This is a genomic window from Bacillus sp. S10(2024) (genome assembly GCF_050473865.1).
Classification (GTDB): domain Bacteria; phylum Bacillota; class Bacilli; order Bacillales; family Bacillaceae_G; genus Bacillus_A.
In genome coordinates, this window is record NZ_JBFLUR010000002.1 from 1165079 (window position 1) to 1183600 (window position 18522).

Below are 18522 nucleotides of genomic sequence, written 5' to 3' on the forward strand. Positions count from 1 at the left end.
TGTTACACTGAATAAAAAGAAGGGAGAGCAAAATTTTGAGCCAGGACTTAATTTCGAAAAAAGATTTGTTAGATCTTACAGGGATTTCCTATGGTCAGCTATATAGGTGGAAAAGAAAAAACTTAATACCCGAAGATTGGTTTGTGCGAAAATCAACGTTTACAGGGCAGGAAACGTTTTTTCCGAAAGAAAAGATTTTAGATAGAATAGAAAAAATACAGACGATGAAAGAAAATTTGTCTCTTGATGATTTGGCTGACATGTTCTCACCAAATGTGAATGAGGTTTGTTTAACAAAGGAAGGAATTATACAACGTGGAATCGCTTCAGAGTCAGTAGTTAATTTCTTTATAGAACAAAATCAAGAAATGGCTGAATTTCGTTTTGCAAAAATCCTTTTTATTTATATTTTAGAAAAGGTGCTTCAGTCTGGAGAGATTAGCCTTGAAGAAGGAAAAATGATGTTACATGTTTTAAATGAGCACTATGAAATGATGAAGAATAAACAGGGTGAACTTATTTTCATTCGAAAATTAGGTATTTCAACATGTTTCTTACTTTCGAATGTAGAGGATTTATATTTTGATCAAGGTACGAAAATCGTTTTACGTTTACCTTTAATGATTTGTACAGAAGAATTAAAAACAAAGTTATTATGATGGAGGGAAAATAGTGAAAACAGATGACTTGTTAATTAATGGATATGGAACGTCGAATGGAGGACAGTTTCGCAATGTACAATTAAATGGAAAAGGGACTGTAAATGGGGATGTAGAATGTGTGGATTTTGAATGTAATGGTTCTGGTCATGTAAATGGAGATATAAAAGCTGAGACAGTAAAAATAAGCGGTTCTGGAAAGATAAATGGAAAACTAGATGCCATGCAAATGAGCATTGAAGGCAGCGGCAGTATACAACAGGATGTGGATGTACGGAAAATAAAAATTTCCGGCAAAGGAACAATTGGAGGGCATGTATCTGGTGAGGACATGAATGTTAGCGGTAAAGCAATCATTGATGGGAATTGTGAAGTAGATACATTCAAATCAGAAGGACAATTTATCGTGGGTGGCTTATTGAGTGCAGATGATATTTTTATTGATATGCACGGAGAATGTAAAGCAAAAGAAATAGGTGGTCAAACGATTAACATAAAATATAGGAAATCTGCTTTAAGTTGGCTCTTTGAAACAATGTTTACTACTCGGATGGAAACTGAGTTAATAGAAGGGGACAATATTATAGTTGAGTATACAAATACGAACACGATTCGAGGTAACAATGTTACGGTTGGCCCCAATTGTGAAATTAATCTTATTGAATATACAGGAGTTTGTACAATCGATGAAAACGCTAACGTAAAAGAAAGTCGAAAAATTTAAATTTTTAATAGAAAGGGAAAGATAGCATGAAAGAACAGTATAACCTTAGTTTAAATGGTTCTGGTAATTCATCGGGTGGTATCTACAAAAATGTCAAAATTCGCGGAGAAGGAACGATTTTGGATGATATTGATTGCGATGTGTTTAAGACGTATGGAGCGAGCGAAGTGCAAGGAAATGTAAAAGCACACACGGTAACTGTGTTTGGAGAAACGAAAATTCGTAGAGATTTGCATTCAGAAAATGTGAAGATTAACGGTAATCTTGAAGTTGGTGGTTCGGCAGAAGTGAAACGTACAAAAGTACGAGGGATGTTTGACATTGGTGGGAATTTTACTGGCGAAGAGGTCGATGTAACGGGTGGAATAAATGTGAAAGGAAATTTAGAAGCAGAGAATTTCATATTAAATGGCGGTTTTACAATTACAGGTATGCTGAATGCTGGAAATATTAATATCATTATAAGGTATGAGCACAGCAATGTAGAAGAAATAGGCGGTGAGAAAATTACAGTTCGAAAAAAATCATCGTTCTTTCCTTTCTCGAAACACGGAGGATATCTTCAGGCCAATGTAATCGAAGGAGATGAAATTTATCTTGAATATACAAAAGCTGATGTTATTCGAGGTAACAATGTTACGATTGGTCCAGGGTGTGAAGTTGGAGTAGTGGAATATCACGAGACTTACAAAAATGCGAATCAATCACTTGTGAAAGAATATAAACAAATATAGTGGAATACGGAAAACTATGATTTAAGAACCGTTTTTTCGTGTATTACCTCAATAAAGAAATCGATGAAAAACACTCCCTTCATTTGAAGAGAGTGTTTTTATTATTAATGATTCAGAAACCTAAACTGAAATTATTCTTCGATAATTTCGTATTCTTCATCTGCTAATAATAAAATTTGTAACTTCTTACCTTTATTATGTACTTCTATTACATCATACGTTCCTAATTTTTTCATTTTATTTGCTGAAGCATTTACCATTCCTTCAACAGAGTCGATTAAAATATCTTCTTCAACGTAGGATTTAGGTAAAGACATATCTTCAGTTTCTAATACACATGCATATAAGTTTTCTAAATCAGTAGCTGATGGGTTTAATTCCTCAACATCAATAATATTTTTTATTGCATCTACATGTTCTTCTTTCGGTTGATATACTTTAATTTTAGCCATATTCTATTCTCCTTTATTTCTTAATCTAAGAGGCTATATATTATTATAACGTTTTTTATGAAAAACATGAAATAGTAATATGAATGTAAGTGAAGAAATAATATTTTTATCCCGCATTAACGGGCAGTAAAAGTCCGATTGGTTCAACTAACCATCAGTGGGAGATGAAAAAGTTCTCCACTGATGGAAGTTTCACTTTATTCGATTTTTTATTTATACTTGAGAAAAAAGTCATTGTTACTTCTTTGTGTGAATACAATATAGTAGAAACATGATATATAATATTTTTCACTTTCTTAATTTTTGTATTACATATATAATTTAGAAGAGACGAATCCGACTGTTTATTTATAAAAGAATTGAGGTTTACAAACAATGACAATAAAAATTATTACAGATAGTGCGGCGGATTTACCGAAGGAGCTGCTCCATACTTATGATATAGAGGTTATTCCTCTTCGTGTATATGATGAACAAGAAAATGAATTTATTGACGGGGTAACACTAGATCCAATTGACTTACTTCGAAATATGAGAGAGGGAAAAATATATAGAACATCTTTACCTTCTTTAGAAAAAATCCAAGAGGTATTTACTACATACGCAAAACAAGATGTCGCATGTATTTATTTAGCTTTTTCTTCTGAGCTCTCTGGCACATATCAATCCTCTGTTCTTGTAAAAGAGGAAGTAAAAGAAAACTACCCTAATTTATCTTTAGAAATTATTGATACAAAATGTGTATCAACTGGTCAAGGATTAATCGTAGTAGAAGCTGCAAAAATGGCACAAGGCGGAGCTACTAAAGAGGAAATATTAAACCGTATTGCTTTTATGGCTAATCATATGGAGCACATATTTACGGTTGCGGATTTACAATATTTAGTTCGTGGTGGGCGGTTAAGTAAAGTAGCAGGGTTTATAGGTGGCTTATTAAATATTAAGCCTATTTTAAATGTAGAAGATGGAAAACTTATTCCGCTTGAGAAAATACGCGGCCGGAAGAAAGTATTTCAGCGTATAGTAGATATTATGGAAACAAGGGGTAAAGACCTTGGGAATCAAACAATTGGAATTTCGCACGGCGATGATTTAGAAAGTGTAAACATTTTAACAGAAATGATTGCCGAAAAATTTGGATGCAAAGTATTTGTAGTAAATTCGATTGGTGCGGCTGTTGGAGCCCATGCTGGTCCGGGAACATTAGCTATCTTTTTCTTAAATGAAATATAAGAAGGGAAAAGTCTCTTAAAATAAGAGGCTTTTTCTTTTTTTGTTAATAACAGTTATTCATACAACTGTTTCGTTTTTTGGATCATATGTACTTTGGAAAATGAAATCCCTTATGTAGTGATAATAGATATACGTAATATTTTTAAGGACAAAACAATGATTTTAATATATAATTTTTATATATTAAATATTGTTATTTAGACGTTTAGAATTTATTTTAAGGATGTATACTCATGAAAAACATTGATTTTATTCTTGAAAGTGATGAGGTATTAAAGCCCTCAGAACGACTTATTTTATTACTATTAGAAAAACATAGAATACTATATACAAATGATTTACTTGTATTATCGAATTTATCGTATAAAACATTAGTGGATTCTCTAACAACACTCGTTATGAAGTCTTATATAATTAAGGAAACTGGAAAAGGACGCAATCAAAATAGATATAGTTTAATATAAAAAATTATTGTAAACTAAAAGAGGGAGAGTTATAAATATACTCTTCCTCTTTTAATGTTAAAATTCATCATCACTAATTAAATTCCCAGCGTCATGATCTTTCATTAATCGTTGCTTCAAATAATTCTCTTTCGTTGTTCTATCATCTTTATGCCCAACAGCTGCCGCAATGATATGCGGTGGTAATTGTTTATAGTCATATAGGTATTGAACATAAAAGTGGCGAAAGAAGTGTGGGGTTATTTTTTCATTTTTTGTAAACGATAAACATGTTTCTTTTATAATTTTGGTAATGTATTGTGACAGATAATTTTCTTTATATTCTGTGTGATTTTTTGTTTGGAAAATTGTACCACCATGCTTGATTCCTAGCTCAATTGGCAAACGGCGCCGTATTCGAAAAGAAGTGATTCGTTCAAACACAGCTTTATTAATGGGTACGATTCGTTCAGAATCTCCCTTTGTATTTACATAAAGATAATATCGATTGCGTAATGAATCATATTCTAAATCTTCCCATTTTGCATGCGCAATTTCGGCAACACGTAATCCAGTTGTTGCTAATATGGAAAGCAGGGCATAATTGATAGGATTATTTTTATAATAGGAAAGCAATTGTTTTACTTCTTCGTAAGATAACTCTCTTCTTGGTTTATGTTTTTTCGTTATCGTTGTACTTAGTATATCAATGTACAAAGGCTCTTTAATATATTCAATTTCATATAACCACTTTAGAAAAGAACGTGTAATGCGTAATTTTCTACTTATTGTTGATGGCTTATAGGTTTCATTTGATTGATAGGAAATAGCTTCTTCAGCAAGCCATTTTTGATAATTACGAATATGTCGTTTTCGTAAATTGATCCAAACTTTACCTTCTATGAAATGTTCCACATCCATTTGTAAAAATTCCATATGCTCTTTAATAAAAAAATAAAATTGTGATAAATCTCTAGAATAAAGAAGACGAGAGGTATCTTTTACTCGTCTTTCTTTATCAAAATGCGTTTGTCGATTTAAATAATAGTACAAAATTTCTTCATCAGAAAAACCGTCGTATGAATATGTATGCTGACGTTCATTTTGCTCTTTTCGATTTTCAGCTTCTTTTATAAAATCTTCGTTCCATATTGCAATCGTATTTGCAAATTTTTCATTATTACTTTTATTATATAATAACGAATATTGATTATGAATTGGTATAAAGTTAAATTTCATATTATATCAAATCCTTATTTGTTTCATTTATAGTAAGAATAAAAGAAAATAAAATATATCTAATATTTATTTTAAAGTGCATTTAAATAAAATACAATATTAATTCTTAACCATAGAAAATCACACATTTTCTATGGTTAAGAATCTATTTGTAAATATTAATTTTGATAAGTTGAATTAAAAAATATAAAATTTAATTTAAATATAAAAAGAGTTCACGTCTGTTAATACTATAATTATAGTTTTGTGTTTATATGTGTTATAATAAGTTTATATTGTATAAAATTTATCTTTTAAGTTCAATTATATTTAGTTTTGATTAGAAAGGATTTATCTTTATGTACGATCATACATACGAACAATATATGGATACAAATGAGGTAAAAGAATATTTACGTATTTCAAATTTCACATTTAAGAAATTAATGAAAGAACATAAATTAACGCCAATTAATAAAGACACGTGGCGATTAGACGGAAGTTTTTTGTTTCGAAAAAATGAGGTTACTACATTACAATCTCAGTTACGTATAGAAGGAATTACGTTAAACCAAGCAAGTAAACAGTTTCATGTTAGTATGTATCAATTATGGAAATGGATTGAAGAAGGGGAGTTATCCTATACAATTCAAATGCATAGAAATAAAGAAACAAAGTTTGTACAAGAAGAAGATGTAAAGAGTTTGGCTGAAAAATTAGATGATACCAATAGCCTTTATACATATTCTCGAAAATATAATGTTGTTTTATTTCAAAAATTTATACATGGGAATACAATTGCACGCATAACCTCTATTCCAAAAAGGGGAGATATTATCGTAACAGATGAATTTGGAAATGAGATGACATTGCAGCAGGCAAAAGAAGGGGGCTTTTTTGCAGCATACCAGTTATCAGATAAGCCGAGAAGCCACCATCAAAAATTCGTGAAGTTTCGCTTTTTGAAAACACACAATTTACGAAGCGATATTTTTCAGCGAATGGATTTCTTATTGCAATATGTATCACCAAGAAACATTCGAATTTCAGAAGAACACAATTTTTGGATTGTTGAAATTCGCCAATCACTTATTCAAGTTCCTATGCAAATTCAACAAGAGTGGATCGATTCTCTTATGCCATACATAATAGAAGGGAAATTAGTAAAACGTCCTAATAATAGTATTTACTTAGATAGTAATAGTGTTACGAAAAGTATTGTACTTTCTTCATCAGAGTATCAATCTATCTCAAATATTGTAAATGAAGAAAAGATCTCAATAGAGGAATTTATTACTTCAGCGATTCGAGAAAAGTTAGATCGTTATATAATAAAATACTAAAAGACTTATTATGTTACAGATAAGTCTTTTTTTATACAAAAATACCCAAAATCTCTTAAAAATGACCCTTCAGATTCCTTTTTAAGAGAAGATAATGTATAGAGTAATACGATAAGGTTCAATCCCTATAAAAATTCGTAAATGACCTTATAGAACCCTCAAATTAATTCGTTACCTTTAAAAACACAAGAAGTTTACATAATAATTTTATGTATTAGAAGATTGTATAAAATAGCAAAGAATCGATAACATTTTCTTATACATCTTGAAAATGATAATGTAATGTGATTATTTTGCAAACTCGTTTATTATGGATGATATAAATGGAGGATAGCTATGGAAATTCAGATTGTATTATTTGATGGATTTGACGAATTAGATGCGATAGGACCTTATGAAGTATTAAAACGGGCAAGTGAGTTTGGAGCGAATTTCGATGTAAAAATGGTTTCATTACATTTGAAGTCGGTGACTGGATTTTATGGTTTAAAAGTTGAAGTGAATCAATTTCTTAGTGAAGACAACTGTCCAGATATTTTAATTGTACCAGGTGGTGGATGGAACCATAAAGGTGAGAAAGGAGCACGGATAGAAGCAGATAAAGGTGTATTACCTAAATGGATTGCTAAGTTTTATGAGAAAGGATCTATCATTGCTGGTGTTTGTACCGGAGGAATGTTAATGGCTGTTTCAGGCATAACAGCAGGACGGAAAATAACGATGCACCATCTTGCGCAAAAAGAACTGGCATCATACGGCTGTGAAGTACTAGGTGCTAGAATTGTTGATGATCATGACATTATTACTGCAAGAGGAGTAACATCCGGCGTTGATTTAGCTCTATGGATTATTGAACGTTTTGTAGGTTCTGAAGTAGCGTATTCCGTTGAAAGAAGACTGGAATATGAAAAAAGAGGTACTGTATGGCGAAGAACATAATTTAAATTTGCAGAAGACAAAAAGTAAATTTTTAAGGGAATCGGCACTTTATAATGAAGTGCTGATTTTTTATTTATACAGCTATTCATCGGCTACAAAATAAAAAAATGAGAAATATAGCTTTCTATATGTAAAATCAAATGATATAATTTCAATTAAAGTGTAATAATACACTTTAATTGAAAGGGGAGGATAAATTGAAAAGAGGTAAGATGATAATTTCTCTAGTGATATACACAAGCTTATTAACGGTTTCTATACATACATATACAAAACAACTAGCTCAACCTGTTATAGCAGACGCAGGACGATTACTTCCGACAAAAGTTAAACGAATAGAGAGCGTTCAAGATGAAAAGAAGTTACAACAATTGGTTCGGGACACAAACACTTCGAATGAAAAACTCTCTATTGCTGGGATGCAGCATACGCAAGGGGGGCATACATATTATCCAAATAGCACTGTTTTAGATATGAAGAGTTACAATAAAATATTAGACTTCAATCCAAAGCAAAAAAGAATTAGGGTGCAGAGCGGTGCAACGTGGAATGATATTCAAAAGGTAATTAATCCATATGGTCTTGCGATTCAAGTCATGCAATCACAAAATATCTTCACGATAGGTGGTTCTTTAAGTGCAAATGTACATGGGCGAGATATTCGGCATGATGCACTTATAGATACAGTGGATTCATTTCGATTATTAATGGCAGACGGAAATATTAAAAATGTAAGTCGAAATGAAAATGCGGAATTATTCTCTCTTGTAATAGGTGGATACGGTTTATTTGGAGTTATTCTAGATGTTACATTAAATTTAACAGAAGATGAACTATATCAAATACGAACTAAAACCATAAACTATCATGATTATACTTCTTATTTCAAGAAACATGTTGAAGGTGACGAGAGAGTGCGTATGCATTTAGCTCGTATTTCTGTTGCACGAGATTCATTTTTACGGGAAATGTATGTGACGAATTACGTTCTTGTTACGAATCAAGAAAAGCGAGAACAATATAGTACTTTAAAAGAAGAGACAAATGTTGCTCTGCCAAAGTTTTTTCTTGGATTATCAAGATATAGTGACAGGGGAAAAACTTTGTTTTGGAACATCCAAAAGAAATATTTTGAACATGCGAATGGATCTTATGAAACTCGAAATAACGTCATGAGATCAGATAGTGCCTTTATGGAGTATGAAAATCCGAATCAAATAGAAATTTTACAAGAGTATTTTATTCCAGTTGATCACTTTTCATCGTATATAGATGATTTAAGAAATGTACTAGAACAAGAAGAACCTAATGTTCTGAATATTACCATTCGATATGTAACAAAAAATGAAAATGCGGTTTTATCCTATGCGAAAGAAGATATGTTTGCTCTTGTACTTCTTATCAATCAAGGACGTTCTGAAGACGAAATAAAAAAAACAAAAAAAGTAATTCAGAAGATGATAAACGTTACTTTACAGCATGATGGAAGCTACTATTTGCCGTATTATCATTATCCAGACAAGCAGCAGTTTCAAAAAGCTTATTCACGTTCAAATGAGTTTTTTCAAAAAAAGAGGAAATATGACCCACAAGAACGGTTTGTTAATTTATTTTACAAGGAGTATGGTCAATGACATATAGAAGATTTGTAGTTTCACAAAGTCTCATTATGATGGCAGGGGGTATGGTGTTTCCTTTTTATGTATTACTACTAAGAAGCGTAGGAAACAGCTTTTCACAATTTGGCTGGGCATATGGTTTATTTGCGTTAACATCAGCACTTGCCTATCCTCTAATTGGGAAAATCTCTGATCGGTTTGGTGATAAAAAACTGTTAATCGTATATTCATGGTCAATGGCTGTTTTAATGCTATGTTTTCCGATCGCTACAGAAGTTTGGCATGTATATATTTTACAAATTTTAATGGGATTGTTAGGGGCTATACAGAAAAATGCAGAAAAAACATCGCTTGCACGAAAGGTAGAGCGTCAAGAAGCTGGATATGAAATTGGAAAATATCACGTCTGGACATCTTTAGGGGCAGCGATAGCTATTATTTTAACAGGATATTTAGTTGATTTTTTAACGATTGGAACAATTTTTTATATCGCTTCTATTCTATATATGATAAGTGGTATCGTACTTTGGAGGACAAACAGCGAAACCACCTATAACCGATAACACTTGTTATCGGTTATAGGTGGTTTACAATGGTTTAATTCACATTTAAATGCTGTAAAAATAACGTAGCTGATACGTAGCGCTTCGCTAATCTTTGTACATAAGCAGTATGAACAGATAACGTTGCAATAACAATTGTATTTCGAATGGCTTCGCGTTGTTCCATGTTTATATGCTCAATTTTAGCTGCCAACTGATCGGCATGTTCTTTAATTGTTTGTTCAATAGTATAAATCGTATTCGTTGTATTGAATTGAATGTAACCTCGTTGATTCAATTTTTCAAATAGAGAAGAGTAAAAAACGTATAATTGTATAGGGTTAATTAAATCATCAGTGCGATCTGCAGGGTCATTCACGATAAGCTTTAATAACTTTCGAATGGAGTCAAAATCGAGCGCTGTTTTTAAATCTTCTACAATAAATAATAAGGCCGCTTGTTCAATTGAATATTTTTTCCCCTTTTGCGGAGAACCGATCATTTCTTTTATATCACGTTTCACCCAATTTTGCAGTGCCGTAACAGAAAAGTTAGTATTTTCAATTTGATTCCCAAGAGCTACAATTTCATTTAAAGAGAATCCAATATCTGTTTCTTCTATTTTAATAAGCTTTTCGAAAATGGGTGATAGTGCAGTTGTAATAATAGCTGTAAAACTTTGGCCGTTCTCAATATCTTCTCTATGTGACTTTGCCCAGGCTTCTTGTAAAATTGCAAGAGGCTTTTTTATATTCCATCCTCTAAGAGAAAGAAGGAGCATCGCCATTTCGTTTCGTGTGAGATGAAATGTTTCCATCTTTTCACCTCCAATAATATAAAAGTTCTTATGAACTTATATTATGCATTGTTCTATATAAAGTCAATTGTATTTTCATGATTGTTCGTGTGGTTAATCAAGTTAATAATTTTAATAAATATCTCTTGATTATTCCAAAAAAAGTTCATATAATAGGTTCATAAGAACTTTTTAATTAACTTTAAAAAATATCTATCTTTTTCATGATTTAATAGAAGGATAGATATGATATATATAATAGAAGGAGAATGAATTGTATATGTTAAAAAAAATAGTTACAATATTGACAGCATTTATGTTTGTCTTTGCTGCAGGTAGTTTCATTTCAGTAGATAGCGCTTATGCAAAAAGCTATAAATCTGGTAAAAAATCATATACTCCAAGTTCAAGTCAAACACAAAAATCAAAGGTAGATTTGAATAAAAAAGATTCTAATGTAAATGCAAATAAAACAACAGATTCAAAAACAAAAGCAACAAATACAGCACCAAAAAGTAATAAAGGTAGCTTTATGAAAGGTCTTTTACTTGGTGGTCTTGGTGGTTTATTAATGGGTAGCTTATTTGGTCACATGGGAGCTCTTGGTTCTATATTAGCATTTATGGTGAATATGCTAGTAATGGCTGGAATTGTAATGTTAGCAGTTCGCGCATTTAAATACTTTAAAAATCAACGTAAAAAACAGGTGGAAGAAGCAGCATGGAAACGATAAAAATATCTGAACAAGAGCTGATTAACGCACTTTGTGTATATATTGCACAAAAACGTCAAGTTGCTCCGGAACAAGTGTCGGTGGAACTAATGTACGATGACGATTATGGTTTCTCAGCTGAAGTAGAAGTAAACGGCCGTCAGCAAATTTTAATTCAAGCAAATTTAATTGAGGCACTTCGCTTATGGCTTGATATGGAATATAACATTAATCCATTTGCTGCAAGATTACAGCTTGAGTTACATGATGAAGAAGGTATTATCGCGCTTGTGAATTTAAATAATTCTTATGAGTAACAAAAAATAGCTGTTGAGATATAACAATCTCAGCAGCTATTTTTTGTTAGTAAAAGAACATAAAAGTTATATTGATTAAAGATGCCCTATAAGGAACTCATAGAAGTATGCGGAGCGGCTAGGGATGAGTCAAACTGTTATACTTGTGCAGGAATGCATGGAAGAATTGTGTTAACAATAGTATTAATAAAACACCTTGATTAAGAAGGTGTTTTATTAATATCTATAGATTGAATAAAGGTATCTACTATTTTATTAAATTTGTCAGCTTCTTCTAAAAATGGACAATGGCAGCTATCTTCAAAAATGATAAGCTGAGAGTTTTGAAGATTCTTGTGTAAATGTTCGCCTGCTGCAACCGGAATGAGCTTTTCTTCTCTGCCGAAGCAAAGTAAAGTAGGGGTGGTAATTTGAGCTAGGTAGTCTCGATAATCCACAACAGACTGGTCAAACAAAATAGCACTTGCGACAGATTCTGGGATAGTTGTCACTTCTTTTAATATCCACTCAAAATCATTTTTAGAAAGAGGATTTTTGAACATTAATGATATAAATTCTTTCAAGAAGTTAACTCGATTCATTTGTATTTCTCGCATAATATGAATAAGGGCTGGAAGATCAAAAGCCCCAATTGGAAAGTCAGTCCATTTGAAATCAGAAGCTAGTTCATCTACGATAACAGAAGCTTTCACGTTACTTTCACCAAATTGTTTTAAATATTCCCAAACAACAAATGCACCCATAGACCAGCCAACTAATACAACGTTTTCAAGAGATAATTTTTCGATAAAAGCATGTAAATCACGAGCATAGTTTGCAATGGTATGCCCAGATTGAATGTGTGAAGAACGGCCATGACTTCGCAAATCTAGTGAAATCGCGCGGTGATTTTCACTAAAATACGGTAGCTGTTTATGAAAAAAGCGGCTGCTCATCCAAACTCCATGTACGAATATAATTGGGGTTCCTCGGCCTAGGTCTTCATAATATATATTCGCATCATTATCAAGTTTGATATAAGGCATGTTCGTAAACCTCCTTTTTACAGAAAAAATAAGTTTATATATTCGAAAATATGCTTCATTTCAGCTGTGTATTCAAAGATTCTAAAAAAATACCATCGCCTTTTTTACAAAATAGTCATATATATCGGTACAAATCTCTACTTTTCACGTAAATTCAAAAGAAACATTGATTATTTCAAAAAAAATTCGCATAAAATATTGTCATATCCTGCCCTTTAAGATATCCTTTTGTAGAGAGGTGAAATCATGGAAAAAGTACTTATTTTCGGGCATAAAAACCCAGATACAGATGCAATTTGTTCTGCAATTGCATATGCAGAGCTAAAGAAAGAATTAGGAATGGATGCTGAGCCTGTTCGTTTAGGCGAAATTAGCGGTGAAACTCAATTTGCTTTAGATCATTTTAAAGTAGAAGGACCGCGTTTTGTTGAAACAGTAGCAAACGAAGTGGACAATGTTATTTTAGTTGACCATAACGAACGTCAACAAAGTGCGAATGATATTGAGTCTGTTCGTGTATTAGAAGTAATCGACCATCACCGTATTGCTAACTTTGAAACGAGTGATCCTTTATACTACCGTTGTGAGCCTGTTGGTTGTACAGCTACAATTTTAAATAAAATGTACAAAGAAAACGGCGTTGCAATTCGTAAAGAAGTTGCAGGATTAATGTTATCTGCAATCATTTCTGATTCTTTACTATTTAAATCTCCAACTTGCACAGACCAAGACGTAGCAGCAGCTCGTGAATTAGCTGAAATCGCTGGTGTAGATGCTGAAAGCTACGGTTTAGACATGTTAAAAGCAGGTGCAGATTTAAGTGGTAAAACAATGGAACAATTAATTTCACTTGATGCAAAAGAGTTCCAAATGGGCGATGCAAAAGTTGAAATCGCACAAGTAAACGCTGTTGATACAAATGACGTTCTAGTACACCAAGCAGAACTAGAAAAAGTAATTTCTGCAGTAGTAGAAGAAAAAGGTTTAGACCTATTCTTATTCGTTGTAACAGACATTTTAACAAACGATTCTGTCGGCCTTGCCATCGGTAAAGCAACACAAGCTGTTGAAAAAGCATACAACGTAACGTTAGAAAACAATACAGCTACTTTAAAAGGTGTTGTATCTCGTAAAAAACAAATCGTTCCTGTATTAACAGAAACATTCCAAACTCTATAAGAGAAGTTTTGGATGAAAAGGAAAGAACAAGCAGATATACAGTCTACTTGTTCTTTTTTGTTATATATATCCATTTTAATTTTTGACATATAAGTCGCTGCTATGCCGAATACAAGATGATCTGCACTTGCTTTCTCCTTTTGTTTTAAAACTTGCATGTGGGCTGTTGCTTTGAAATAAAGTTTGATCAGAAATACCTCACAAAACAGCATTTTACAATATTTCATTTGACTTTTTCAAAAGGAAGTTTAAATGACCTAGATATAAGGAATTCCAAAATTGTCTATTATAGTCATCATCATTTATTAATATATTATTATCTAATTCCACTAATTTGTTCTTTAATTCACGAAAAGTTTTTATTAGGTCGCGATCCTTGTATTGTTCCTGCTCTATTAGTTGAACCCAATAATCTTTAAAACAATTGAAGCAGCAATACATCTTCTCTATGGAAGAATTGACAAAATTTCTTTCTACTCTTTCCGTAATTTCATGTTCTAACTCATATATTTCTCCTGTTGGCTGGTAGATTGTAATTAGATTACCTGAATCCATATTGCTCCCAATAACGAGGTATGATTTAAACTTCTCTAAACTTGCTAAAAACTTTTCTGCATATTCTTTATCTAATATAGATAAAGAAAAATCATTTTGTTTTGTCCATTCTACTACATCTAAAAGAAAACCATTAGAATAAGTATAAAAATCCACATTGAGACATTCGAATTCATTTTCTTCAATTTGATGATTAAGTATAAAATTTTTACTATCCATGGGTAAATTTAATTTGTCTATTTCCAATGTCTTTCCTCCAAATCTTAATGTTTAATATTTTCCTTCGCTTCTTCACAAACTCATTTAAATTTTAACATAAGAACTAATTTTCTTTAATGAAATTGCTTCGTAGTCTGGCCCCATTGCTGAACAAAAAAATCCTGTACAACACAGGATTTTTGATCAAACTTTGTTTTAAAGCCACAAAGAACGAGCTATTGTATAATACAAAGTAAAGGCATCCTCATTTAAGTATCTAAAAAGTAATTACCGTATTGTACATCGAAATAAAAACAGTATGATGTTAGTTAGAGTCTTCTTAATGGGCAGGCTCTTCTGCATAGCCGCAATCTATGTGTCGAAGAAGTAAAATAAATTCATATAATTACTTATGCGATTTCTTAAAAATGATAATGAAAAAATAAAGCAGGTTATATAGGATTGAGAGAGAAAAGAGGTAAGAAGATACGAATGAAAAGACTATGCATAATTCCATGTGGAAAAAAGAAGATTTGGGATAAGTGTCCTGATATTGGGCCGAAAGAAGCAAGAGAAGTGTACATTAGCCCATTCGGAAAAGCGTGCCAAGTGTATGCTTCTCAATTTTTTACACACTGGGTTATTTTATCTGCAAAGCATGGATTTTTACTACCAACCGATATAGTGAAAGAAAACTATGATCTTGCTTTTAATTCGAAAGGAAGTGAGATTATGAATATAGAACAACTAAAAAAACAAATGATGGATAAAGACCTGCTAGACTTTGATGAAATTGTTCTGCTTGCAGGAAAGAAGCATAAAAAAGTAGTGACAAAGTTATATCCAGAAGAAATCATCTCTTATCCATTAGAAGGCTGTAAAGGGATTGGATATATGTTGCAGCGGCTGAAGATGGCAGTTGAAAATCATAACGAGATTCAGTAAATGTAAAAAAGTTTAATTAACGTGGAAGTTAAAAAAATAAAGGGGCATTTGGGAACCCCTTTATTCTAAAGAGAATTTTCATTTAGATCATTCTAAATGTTGGTAATAATTTATCACTTGCTCCATAAGATTTCTGATCTCTTTTACTGGTGGTTTTTTATCGTATATATCTATATGTGAAGAGTAATAATTTAAATTTCTAACAAGGCCTTTTCCGATTTTTTCTTTTAGGAAAGGGAATATTTGTCCAGTATAGTCTTCAAGAGATTTACAATAATATTTTTCATCTAAATAAATACTATATTTACATGTTAGCTCTACTAGTGGGTTACCTTCAAAATCATATACATCTTTAGAGTCAAAAATGTCTATTAGTGCAAATCTATCATTAAGATAAACTTTTTTCTTTTTTTCAGGCTTATTAGAAAGAATAAAAGCGATACCTATTGCATTAATCAATATGATGCCTCCTATAAATATAAAGTGAAACTCTCATCGGTCCTCACCAATTGGACTTTTATGTGCAGCACATCTCCTGTCTAATCCCCTTGCCCTTTGTTGAATTTTGAGTAGGGGGATCTTATTGCCTGTTAATGCCTTATAAAAAAAGATACTAATAAAATATATCGATATTTGTTAAATGTAAAGGGGGAAAGTGTAGTTAGAGGAGAAGTAGAGAGTACAACGACTTTTGACTAATGGTATAATACTAATAGATGAAAGACTAAGAAAAGCAGGTGAATCCTTTTTGTTTACTAAAGCACAAGAACTTTTAGCTTCCTATTTTGGCTACTCGTCATTCCGTAGAGGGCAGGATGAAACAATTAAAAATATATTGGATGGAAAAGATACTGTTTGCATTATGCCAACAGGCGGCGGGAAATCTTTATGCTATCAAATTCCAGCATTAGTGTTAGAGGGAACAACATTAGTTATTTCTCCACTTATTTCTCTGATGAAAGATCAAGTTGATACCTTAACTCAAAATGGTATTCCAGCTACATATATTAACAGTTCTATTTCAATTACAGAAGCAAATCAGCGCATTCAGTTAGCGAAACAGGGACATTATAAATTGTTATATATTGCACCGGAACGTCTTGATTCGATTGATTTTATTGATCAACTCATTGATATGAATATCCCATTAATTGCAATTGATGAAGCCCACTGTATTTCACAATGGGGACATGATTTTCGTCCGAGTTATTTGCATATTCATCGTGTACTTGATTACCTTCCAGTTCAGCCAATCGTACTTGCATTGACAGCAACAGCAACGCCACAAGTACGCCAAGATATTTGTAGTGCTCTAGGAATTGCAGAACAGAATACAATTATGACGACTTTTGAACGAGAAAATTTATCGTTTTCTGTTGTGAAGGGACAGGACCGTGATACCTTTTTATCAGGTTATATTCGTCAAAACAAAAAAGAAGCGGGAATTATTTATGCAGCGACGCGTAAAATTGTTGATCAGCTGTATGAAAAGTTAAATAAAGAAGACGTTTCTGTCTCGCGTTATCATGCTGGTATGAATGATAACGACCGAAATGAACAACAAGAACGTTTTTTACGAGACGAAGTAAATGTAATGATTGCGACATCTGCATTTGGTATGGGAATTGACAAATCGAACATTCGGTATGTAATTCATTATCAACTTCCAAAAAATATGGAAAGTTACTATCAAGAAGCAGGACGTGCTGGGCGTGACGGATTAGATAGTGAATGTATCTTGCTATATTCACCGCAAGATGTGCAAGTACAACGCTATTTAATTGATCAGTCAACAGGAGCGTCTCGATTTTCAAATGAACTAGAAAAATTGCAACATATGACTGATTATTCCCATACCGAAAATTGCTTACAATCATTCATTCTACAATATTTTGGTGAAGAGCCACAGCAAGATTGTGGCCGCTGCGGTAATTGTACAGACGATCGAAATAGTGTTGATGTTACAAAAGAAGCACAAATGGTATTGTCATGCATGATTCGAACAAATCAACGTTTCGGTAAGCAAATGATTGCCCAAGTATTAACAGGATCAAAAAATAAAAAGGTGATGGAATTTAATTTTCACACGTTACCGACGTACGGACTGCTGTCAAATCAAAGTACAAAAGAAGTGAGTGAGTTCATTGAGTTTTTGATTTCGGAAGAACTGATTGCAGTGGAGCATGGCACATATCCGACATTAAAAGTAACAGCTAAAGGTAAAGAAGTTTTACTTGGGAAACAACTTATTTTCCAAAAAGAAAGAGTGGAAACAAAACAAATAGTGAAAGATCATCCACTATTCGAAGAGCTACGTCATGTGCGTAAAGAAATTGCCCAAGGTGAAGGGGTACCACCATTTGTTATTTTTTCTGATCAAACATTGCAAGATATGTGTGCAAAACTACCGAAAACACAGGAGGAAATGTTAGAAGTAAAAGGAATTGGGGAACATAAGCTTGATAAATATGGTAATATATTTTTACAAGTTGTCACAAATTTCCTCGAACAGCATCCCGATATAGAAGCGATGATAACGACAGAAGTGATAATAGAACGAAAGCAGTCAAAAAAGGCAATGAAAAATTCTCATCATGCTACATATGAGATGTATAAACAAGGGAAAGAACTTTCTCAAATTGCCGCTGCGCGAGAATTGTCTTTGCAAACGGTAGAAAATCATTTAATTCGTTGTTTTGAAGAAGGAATGGAAATAGATTGGCCAAGTTTTGTTCCGAAAGAATACGAATCTATGATTGCGACCGCAATAGAGAAAGCTGAGGGTGGATTGAAAGCTATTAAAGAGCAGCTTCCTGACTATATTAGTTATTTTATGATTCGTGCTTATTTACAAATGAACAAATAATTACTTGTATGAAGTCATTTCAT

20 protein-coding genes are annotated in these 18522 nt (G+C 32.4%); 14 read left to right on the forward strand and 6 right to left on the reverse strand.

The genetic code is table 11. From position 1 onward, the window contains the following. The first annotated feature begins 35 nt into the window (after positions 1 to 35). From AB1280_RS06020 to AB1280_RS06030, 3 genes are read left to right on the forward strand one after another with little or no spacing between them, the layout of a single operon-like run. Positions 36 to 659, forward strand: a complete 624-nt coding sequence (locus tag AB1280_RS06020; protein WP_429755210.1) for a YhbD family protein — start codon at positions 36 to 38, stop codon at positions 657 to 659. A 13-nt stretch (positions 660 to 672) separates the two neighbouring features. Beyond that, on the forward strand, positions 673 to 1383 hold the full coding sequence (locus tag AB1280_RS06025) for a polymer-forming cytoskeletal protein (RefSeq protein WP_429755211.1): 711 nt from the start codon (positions 673 to 675) through the stop codon (positions 1381 to 1383). Between the two features lie 26 nt (positions 1384 to 1409). Beyond that, positions 1410 to 2117 carry a cytoplasmic protein gene (locus AB1280_RS06030; protein ID WP_429755212.1) on the forward strand — a complete coding sequence of 236 codons (708 nt, stop codon included), beginning with the start codon at positions 1410 to 1412 and terminating at the stop codon, positions 2115 to 2117. A 131-nt stretch (positions 2118 to 2248) separates the two neighbouring features. On the opposite strand, the gene AB1280_RS06035 is transcribed toward AB1280_RS06030, so the two are convergent. Next, positions 2249 to 2569 (reverse strand): hypothetical protein, encoded by a 321-nt coding sequence (locus AB1280_RS06035; RefSeq protein WP_429755213.1) that lies wholly within the window; start codon positions 2567 to 2569, stop codon positions 2249 to 2251. A gap of 375 nt (positions 2570 to 2944) precedes the next feature. Between AB1280_RS06035 and AB1280_RS06040 the strand changes: the two genes are divergently transcribed. Further along, positions 2945 to 3802 (forward strand): DegV family protein, encoded by an 858-nt coding sequence (locus AB1280_RS06040; protein WP_272187716.1) that lies wholly within the window; start codon positions 2945 to 2947, stop codon positions 3800 to 3802. Between the two features lie 233 nt (positions 3803 to 4035). Beyond that, positions 4036 to 4266: a hypothetical protein gene (locus tag AB1280_RS06045; RefSeq protein WP_272187717.1), complete on the forward strand. Its 231-nt coding sequence runs from the start codon at positions 4036 to 4038 to the stop codon at positions 4264 to 4266. A gap of 57 nt (positions 4267 to 4323) precedes the next feature. Here AB1280_RS06045 and AB1280_RS06050 read toward each other — a convergent pair whose 3' ends face one another. Beyond that, on the reverse strand, positions 4324 to 5484 hold the full coding sequence (locus AB1280_RS06050; RefSeq protein ID WP_429755214.1) for a tyrosine-type recombinase/integrase: 1161 nt from the start codon (positions 5482 to 5484) through the stop codon (positions 4324 to 4326). A 338-nt stretch (positions 5485 to 5822) separates the two neighbouring features. On the opposite strand from AB1280_RS06050, the gene AB1280_RS06055 reads away from it, so the two are divergent. The 4 genes from AB1280_RS06055 to AB1280_RS06070 all read left to right on the forward strand — a co-directional run bounded on the left by AB1280_RS06055 (position 5823) and on the right by AB1280_RS06070 (position 9927). Beyond that, the gene (locus AB1280_RS06055; RefSeq protein WP_272187719.1) at positions 5823 to 6806 is read left to right on the forward strand and encodes a DNA-binding protein; all 984 of its coding nucleotides are present in this window, start codon (positions 5823 to 5825) and stop codon (positions 6804 to 6806) included. Positions 6807 to 7142: 336 nt separating this feature from the next. Further along, on the forward strand, positions 7143 to 7745 hold the full coding sequence (locus AB1280_RS06060; protein ID WP_429755215.1) for a DJ-1/PfpI family protein: 603 nt from the start codon (positions 7143 to 7145) through the stop codon (positions 7743 to 7745). A gap of 197 nt (positions 7746 to 7942) precedes the next feature. After that, complete coding sequence (locus AB1280_RS06065; RefSeq protein WP_429755216.1) at positions 7943 to 9379, forward strand: FAD-binding oxidoreductase; 1437 nt, start codon at positions 7943 to 7945, stop codon at positions 9377 to 9379. Continuing rightward, on the forward strand, positions 9376 to 9927 hold the full coding sequence (locus AB1280_RS06070) for an MFS transporter (RefSeq protein WP_429755217.1): 552 nt from the start codon (positions 9376 to 9378) through the stop codon (positions 9925 to 9927). Before AB1280_RS06065 ends, AB1280_RS06070 begins: the two co-directional genes overlap by 4 nt. 34 nt (positions 9928 to 9961) lie before the next feature. Here AB1280_RS06070 and AB1280_RS06075 read toward each other — a convergent pair whose 3' ends face one another. Next, entirely contained in the window at positions 9962 to 10723 is a 762-nt protein-coding gene (locus tag AB1280_RS06075) for a DUF1836 domain-containing protein (RefSeq protein ID WP_429755218.1), read from the reverse strand. A 259-nt stretch (positions 10724 to 10982) separates the two neighbouring features. On the opposite strand from AB1280_RS06075, the gene AB1280_RS06080 reads away from it, so the two are divergent. Next, positions 10983 to 11435, forward strand: coding sequence for a hypothetical protein (locus tag AB1280_RS06080; RefSeq protein ID WP_272187725.1), 453 nt, complete (start codon positions 10983 to 10985; stop codon positions 11433 to 11435). Continuing rightward, positions 11423 to 11731 carry a YxcD family protein gene (locus AB1280_RS06085; RefSeq protein WP_272187726.1) on the forward strand — a complete coding sequence of 103 codons (309 nt, stop codon included), beginning with the start codon at positions 11423 to 11425 and terminating at the stop codon, positions 11729 to 11731. The genes AB1280_RS06080 and AB1280_RS06085 overlap by 13 nt, the downstream gene beginning before the upstream one ends. Positions 11732 to 11931: 200 nt before the next feature. On the opposite strand, the gene AB1280_RS06090 is transcribed toward AB1280_RS06085, so the two are convergent. Then, the gene (locus tag AB1280_RS06090) at positions 11932 to 12756 is read right to left on the reverse strand and encodes an alpha/beta fold hydrolase (protein ID WP_429755219.1); all 825 of its coding nucleotides are present in this window, start codon (positions 12754 to 12756) and stop codon (positions 11932 to 11934) included. Positions 12757 to 13002: 246 nt separating this feature from the next. Here AB1280_RS06090 and ppaC point away from each other — a divergent pair, with 246 nt between their 5' ends. Then, positions 13003 to 13935: a manganese-dependent inorganic pyrophosphatase gene (gene ppaC, locus AB1280_RS06095; RefSeq protein ID WP_429755220.1), complete on the forward strand. Its 933-nt coding sequence runs from the start codon at positions 13003 to 13005 to the stop codon at positions 13933 to 13935. 213 nt (positions 13936 to 14148) lie between these two features. On the opposite strand, the gene AB1280_RS06100 is transcribed toward ppaC, so the two are convergent. Next, a complete protein-coding gene (locus AB1280_RS06100; RefSeq protein ID WP_429755221.1) occupies positions 14149 to 14736 on the reverse strand; it encodes an SUKH-4 family immunity protein in 588 nt (195 codons plus the stop codon). A gap of 444 nt (positions 14737 to 15180) precedes the next feature. Here AB1280_RS06100 and AB1280_RS06105 point away from each other — a divergent pair, with 444 nt between their 5' ends. Then, entirely contained in the window at positions 15181 to 15633 is a 453-nt protein-coding gene (locus AB1280_RS06105; RefSeq protein WP_429755222.1) for a DUF6884 domain-containing protein, read from the forward strand. Between the two features lie 87 nt (positions 15634 to 15720). Here the strand turns inward: AB1280_RS06105 and AB1280_RS06110 are convergent, their stop codons facing one another. Next, a complete protein-coding gene (locus tag AB1280_RS06110) occupies positions 15721 to 16092 on the reverse strand; it encodes a cytoplasmic protein (protein ID WP_429755223.1) in 372 nt (123 codons plus the stop codon). Positions 16093 to 16381: 289 nt separating this feature from the next. Here AB1280_RS06110 and recQ point away from each other — a divergent pair, with 289 nt between their 5' ends. Then, positions 16382 to 18499: a DNA helicase RecQ gene (gene recQ / locus AB1280_RS06115; RefSeq protein ID WP_429755224.1), complete on the forward strand. Its 2118-nt coding sequence runs from the start codon at positions 16382 to 16384 to the stop codon at positions 18497 to 18499. Positions 18500 to 18522: the final 23 nt, after the last annotated feature.